Annotated in this window: 5 protein-coding genes and 1 pseudogene; 1 reads left to right on the forward strand and 5 read right to left on the reverse strand. The window is 71.9% G+C overall.

Annotated features, from left to right (window positions below; genetic code table 11):
- From ABZ281_RS33615 to ABZ281_RS33635, 5 genes and pseudogenes are all read right to left on the reverse strand, one after another.
- Positions 1-592: class I SAM-dependent methyltransferase (locus ABZ281_RS33615; protein WP_356661687.1), on the reverse strand; the 592-nt coding region annotated here is incomplete at its 3' end.
- A 108-nt stretch (positions 593-700) separates the two neighbouring features.
- Positions 701-1,897, reverse strand: a complete 1,197-nt coding sequence (locus tag ABZ281_RS33620) for an aminotransferase class V-fold PLP-dependent enzyme (RefSeq protein ID WP_356661689.1) — start codon at positions 1,895-1,897, stop codon at positions 701-703.
- A 5-nt stretch (positions 1,898-1,902) separates the two neighbouring features.
- The gene (locus tag ABZ281_RS33625; RefSeq protein ID WP_356661691.1) at positions 1,903-3,222 is read right to left on the reverse strand and encodes a pyridoxal-phosphate dependent enzyme; all 1,320 of its coding nucleotides are present in this window, start codon (positions 3,220-3,222) and stop codon (positions 1,903-1,905) included.
- The gene (locus ABZ281_RS33630) at positions 3,219-4,685 is read right to left on the reverse strand and encodes a Y4yA family PLP-dependent enzyme (protein WP_356661693.1); all 1,467 of its coding nucleotides are present in this window, start codon (positions 4,683-4,685) and stop codon (positions 3,219-3,221) included. Before ABZ281_RS33630 ends, ABZ281_RS33625 begins: the two co-directional genes overlap by 4 nt.
- Before the next feature lie 262 nt (positions 4,686-4,947).
- Positions 4,948-5,232 (reverse strand): annotated as a pseudogene (locus ABZ281_RS33635) (hypothetical protein); the annotation flags it as partial.
- On the opposite strand from ABZ281_RS33635, the gene ABZ281_RS33640 reads away from it, so the two are divergent.
- A complete protein-coding gene (locus ABZ281_RS33640; RefSeq protein WP_356661695.1) occupies positions 5,134-5,853 on the forward strand; it encodes an ISAs1 family transposase in 720 nt (239 codons plus the stop codon). The pseudogene ABZ281_RS33635 and the gene ABZ281_RS33640 overlap by 99 nt on opposite strands.
- Positions 5,854-5,945 lie beyond the last annotated feature (92 nt).

A 5,945-nucleotide genomic window follows, 5' to 3' on the forward strand; every position in this document is an offset into this window, starting at 1 on the left:
ACGCCGTCACGAGCCGGGACGTGCCGTTCTCCGAGCTGGGTCTCGGCGGGGGCGGAGGCGGCGGCGCGAGCAGCGGGGGAGCAGGCGGCGGCCTGATCCCGGCCGGGCCCGTCTCGCCCTGGGGGAGGTGGTCGCCGTTGACGAGGACGCCCCCGGGGCGCAGCAGGGCGGCGAGCTGCCGGTAGGTGCCGAGCAGGGTGTCGCGGTCGAGGTAGTGCAAAGCCGTCGTGGAGACCGCCGCGTCCAGGGGCCGGTCCAGATCCAGGGCCCACACCCAGCCGGGCGCGCCGATCTCGGCGTCCACATAGCGGGCCGCGTCCGGGTGGTGGGTGCGGCCCAGCTCCAGCAGGACGGGGTCCCGGTCCACGGCCACGATCTCGGCGTCCGGCAGCCGCCGGATCAGCCGGGCCGCGAGGGAGCCGGGCCCGCAGCCCAGGTCCACGACGAGGGGCGGCCCCGCGCGCCCCGCCGTGACGTGCTCGACGACATCGGCGATCACCGTGAACCGCTCCTCGCGGTCGACGGCGTACTGCTGTTGCTGGAGCTCCCAGCGCTCCACCCATCGCTCCGCCGTCGCCAGACTCAGCCCCATCCGGTCGTGCCACCTCGCCGTCTCGCACCTGACTCCTGCCCGTCCGAGCCTACAGGTGGAAACGGTTCCCATTACGCCTGGTCGGCGGCCGACACCCGGTGGGTGATGTCACTGGAGTGAGGCGAGAACGGACAGCAGCCGGTCGATCTCCTCATCCGTGTTGTACACATGCAGACTCACCCGCACCGAACCGGTCTTCTCGCCCGCGTCGCCCTGGCAGTGATGGTCGGAACGGACCATGAAACCGTGACTGAACAGGATGAATCCCAGGTCGCCCGAGTCGATGGCGCGGTGCCGCAGGGTCACGATGCCCTGCCGCCGCTGTACCCCCGAGTCGGCGGCGAGGCTGAGCGGGCAGCCGAGGATCTCGTAGGCGTCCAGCCGGCGCAGCCCCTCGGTGAGCCGGGCCGCCAGATCGGCCGTCCAGCGCTCGATCCGGTCGACGCCGGCCGCGTCCAGCCAGTCCAGGGCCGCTTCCAGCGAGGCGATGCCCACGGTGTTCGGGGTGCCGCTCCAGCCGCCGGGCACGAAGGCGGGCCCGCGCGCCTGCCGGGCCCACACCGCCCCGGAACCGGGCAGCGCCAGCGCCTTGTGCCCGGAGAACACGACGAAGTCCACGTCCAACTCGGCCACCGACACGGGCAGATGACCGACGCTCTGCGCGGCGTCCAGGCAGATGACCGCGTCGGGCCCGACGGCCTCACGGATGCGCTGCACGTTCATGTCGCCGCCGTACACGTGGTGCACATGGGTGGTGGCGACGAACCGCGTGCGCGGGCCCGCCCGTTCGGCCAGCGCCCGGTGGTCGTAGTCCCCGGAGCCGCTCTGGTACGGCATCGGCACCACCGAGACGTGCACGCCCTCCCGCGCGAGCAGCCGCCGGGCCTCCAGCCAGGGCGTGATGTTGGCCTGGTGGTCGGCGTCCGGCACGACGATCTCGTCGCCGTCGCGCAGGAACCCCGGCAGCCAGTCGCGGGCGACGGTCCGCAGTCCCTCGGTGGTGCCGCTCGTGAAGTGGACGGCGGAGCGCTCCGGCCGACAGTCCCCGAGGAACCGGGCGACGCGCTCGCGGGTGCGCTCCACCAGCTCCGTGGTCCGGTTGGCCCAGGTGTAGGTGCCGCGCGCGGCGTTGGCGTTGGACGTGGTCAGATAGGTCTGCACCGCGTCCAGCACGGCCCGCGGCTTCTGCGCCGTGGCCGCGCTGTCCAGATACGCCAGCTCGGGGTGCCCGGTGACGATGGGGAACTCGGCCCGCAGCGCCTCCTGCCACGGGCGCAGATCCTCGCGGGTGATCGGTGCGGTCATGCCGGTCAGTCCCGCACCAGGGGGGCGCCCGCGTCCCGCCAGGCGATGATGCCGCCGGCCAGGCTGCGCACGTCCGGGTGGCCCATCCGGGTCAGCAGCGCCGCGTACCGCGCGGACTGCTCGCCGACCGGGCAGGCCAGCAACACCGGTCGGCGCCCGCTGAACGGCAGGCCGCCCCGCAGGAGTTCGGCGAACAGCTCGTCGACGATGTTGACCGACCCGTCGATGTGCAGCGCCGCGAACGCGAACGGGCTGCGCAGGTCGACCACGAGCGGCCGGTCGGTGTCGATCCAGCGCCGGGCGTCGGCCACGCCGATCGACGGCGCCGCGCCGACCTCGGCGTCGGACAGGTCGGCCGGCGAGTTCTTCCGGGGCGGTCGGCCCAGCAGATCGGGGCGCCGCTGCCGGACGTAGCTCAGATAGCTCTCCACGCGGTCGCAGACGATGAACACCGCCGTCCGGCGCTCGGTCAACTCCTCGTCCACGGCCCGCAGATGGCGGATCGCGCCGTGGTAGGCCGCCCCTCCGGTGGGGCCGCCGAGGATGCCGCAGCGGCGGTTCAGGGTGAGCATGCCCTCGATCGCCTCGTCGGCGCTCACCGACTCCATCGAGTCGTACGTCTCCGGGTCGAACAGGCCGACCTCCTGCACCTCGTCGATGGTGCGGATGCCGGGGATGAAGTCCGACTTGGCCGCGACCAGCCCGAGCACCCGTACGGACGGGTCCTCCTCGCGCAGGGCGCGGGCGACGCCCGTGGAGGAACCGGCCGTGCCCACGCAGGCGACGAACCAGTCCGGGACCCGGCCGTCCAGGTCCTTGACGATCTCCGGCCCGGTGCCGGTCAGATGGGCCTCGGTGTTGCGCGGGTTGAAGTACTGGTCGGTGTGCAGATAGGTGCTGCCGGAGGCCGACAGCGTCCGGTGGAACAGGGTCAGCGGGTCGTCCGTGGCGGTCGGGTCGAGGCACTCGCTCTGCCCCGGCAGCTCCTCGATCTCCGCGCCGAGCAGCAGCAGGAGGTCCTTGATCTCCGGGACCCGCATCCGGTTGGTGACGCTCTTGAAGCCCAGGCCGTGCATGCCCGCGATGACCGCGAGGGCCTTGGCCGTGTTGCCGCTGGACAACTCGACCACCTGGCTGCCCTGTTCGACCGCCTCGTCCAGCAGGGGCCGCGCCATGCTCCAGGCGGCCCGGTCCTTGACCGAGCCGAACGGGTTGAGCATCTCCAGCTTGGCGTACAGGTCGATGTTCCGCAGGCCGTGCACGGCCGGGTCGATCCGCAGCAGCGGGGTGTTGCCTATCGCCTCCGTGATGCTGTCGTACCTCACTGGACTCCCCCCGAGGGCGTGATCGGCCAGAACTGGTCGTCGAGGCACCAGCGCCACGCGTCGCCGTCCTGCCAGGCGGCGACCTTGCGGGCGGCGGGCTGGTGCTGGGCGCGCGTGGCGTGGAAGTCCATGGCGTAGCCCGCGGTGTTGGCGAAGGCGAGCAGGTCGCCGGGTTCCGGGCGGCGCGGCAGGAACACCGTGCGCCGGGTGATGAGGTCGGTCTCCAGGCAGAGACTGCCGAAGAGGTGCACGGCGAAGGGCCCCTCGCCCGGCCCGGCTCCGCTTCCGGGGACGACGACCGGGTCCATCAGCACTCCGTGGTCCTCCAGGGCGATGTCGTCCGCCTTCGCGGCCAGTCGTACCAGCAGCTCCCCACCTGGTTCCGGGCCGCGGACCTCCAGGACCCGCGCGAGGGTGAGTCCGCACTGGTCCAACAGGGCCCGGCCGGGCTCGGTGTGCAGGTCGTACAGGTGCTCCAGCAGCAGCGCGGCCAGCGGGCGTCCGCCCAGCGAGGCGGCGGGCTGGGCCAGCAGCTCGTCCAGGTAGGCGGCGCCGGCGACGGAGCGGTGGGCGGGGTAGAGGCCCAGCGTGCCGCGCAGGGTGCCGGACTCGTTGCGCAGCCCGTAGCCGTGCCCGCCCCACGTCAGGGGTGGACGCCGGCCGAGGACGGCAGCGGTGAGCCCGCTCGTGTACGCCTCCCACTGCACCCGCTCGGCGAGGTAGCTGACGCCGAACCCGCCGCCGATGTCCACGGCCCGGGGCCGCAGACCCCGGCTCCGGCACAACTCCAGGGCGGCCAGGCACCCTTCGAGGGCCGTCGCCTTCTCCGCGACGCTCGTCGTGTCCAGATGGAAAGCCACCCCCGTCGGCTCGACCGCGTCACCGTTCCGCCCGACCGCGTCCAGCAGCGGCTCCAACTCCCGTACCGGCGTACCGAAACGGCTGCGCCGGCTCAGCACCTTCACACCCGACGTCTCGAAGCCCGACAGCCGCAGCAGCACCCGCACCGGGGCGAACGCGTGCTTGCGCACCAGGGCGGCGAGCCGGTCCAGCTCGGCGACGCCGTCGAGGCCGACCGTGACACCCGTACGTGCCGCCAGCCACAGGAACTCGGGGTTCTTCGGCCCGGTGGCCGTGATCCGGTCCGCGCCGAAGCCGGCACCCAGCGCGTGCTGCAACTCGCCCAGCGACGCGACGTCCACGCCCGCGTCCGTCGCGGCGAGCCGCCGCAGCAGCGCGCTGGACCGGTTGGCCTTGTGGGCGTAGAAGACCTGCCCCGACAGACGGTGCGCCCGGTACACCGACCGGAACCGCTCCAGGTTCTCGGCGATCTGATCCGGCACCACGATGTGCAGGGGTGAACCGAGTGCGTCGATGATCGAGTGCAGCGTGCCGTGCGCCGCCACGAGCGACCTCAGCCGTGGCTCCAGCCGCGGTTCGAGATACAAGGGCCGGCCGTCCATGCGCGCTCCCCCTCCTGAAGCCGCTGCGCCCGGCGTCCGGGCACGTCGGACACTCCCCGCGTTTCGCCTTATAGCCCCTATCCATTCTTCGGTCGCTTTACGCCCTGTAAGGCCCGGACCTGTCCGGTCGCCGGTGTGAAGCGGATCACGGCCCTGAGGTGCGGTGCGCGCCGGGCGCACAGGGCTCAGCCCGTCCCGAAGCCGTCCTCGATGGAGCCGACCATCTCACCTGTCCTCGTCAGGGTCGGTGAGCCGGCCGTCATCGGGTGAAATCGCCGGCGACACAGATCAGCCGGGGTGCGCTCCACAGCACCTGGGACGCGGCCGATACCCCGAGCCGGTCGCGGACCAGGTTCCGGAAGGCGTCCTTGTGCGCCATCAGCCACGCCATGTAATACAGGCCCTGATTGATCACGCCGGCCGCGAGACGGCCGCCTTCCGCCCGCTGCTGGAACCGCTCGATCTGGCCGGCGCCGTGGTCACCTTCGACGCCCTGCACAGCGTCAAGGACCAGGTGCGCTGGCTGGTGCAGGAGAAGAGAGCCCACTACATCGCGGTGATCAAGGGAAACCAGCCGACCGCGTCGGCCCAGGTCAAGGCCCTGCCGTGGGAGCAGGTGCCCGTGGCGCACACCGTCTCCGGGACCGGGCACGGGCGGCGGGAGTCCCGCTCGGTCAAGACCATGGCCATCGCGGCGAACCTGGGCGGGATCGCCTTCCCGGAAGCACGGCTGGCCTTGCGCATCCACCGGCGCCGCCAGGAGAGCGGCAGGCGGCAGACCCGGGAGACGGTCTACGCCGTCACCAGCCTCGACACCCACCAGGCCAGCCCTGCTGACCTGGGCGGATATGTGCGCGGGCACTGGGGAATCGAAAATTCCAGCCACCATGTCAGAGATGTGGTGTTCGCCGAGGATGCCTCCACCGTCCACACCGGCAGCGCGCCGCGGGCGATGGCCGCTTTGCGGAACCTGGCCATCGGCAGGCTGCGGCTGCTGGGAGCGGACAACATCGCCAAGACCACCGAGCAATCCGGGACGCGCCCGAACACGCTGTCTGGATCTGGGGCATCACCGACAGCCCGCTCCTACCGGGAACTTGAAGCCGCCCTGGTGATGATGCGGACCGTGCCCCTGCGGATGCAGCCCATCCGGGGCGTTGCCCCTTAGCCTCGCGCTTTCACGCGGCAGGGCGTCCGGTAGGTGATCAGAAACGCGGAGAGTGCTCCTGACCTGCAACGATGGGACTTGTCTAGGGTCCA

This window comes from Streptomyces sp. NPDC006265 (genome assembly GCF_040613555.1).
Classification (GTDB): Bacteria; Actinomycetota; Actinomycetes; order Streptomycetales; family Streptomycetaceae; genus Streptomyces.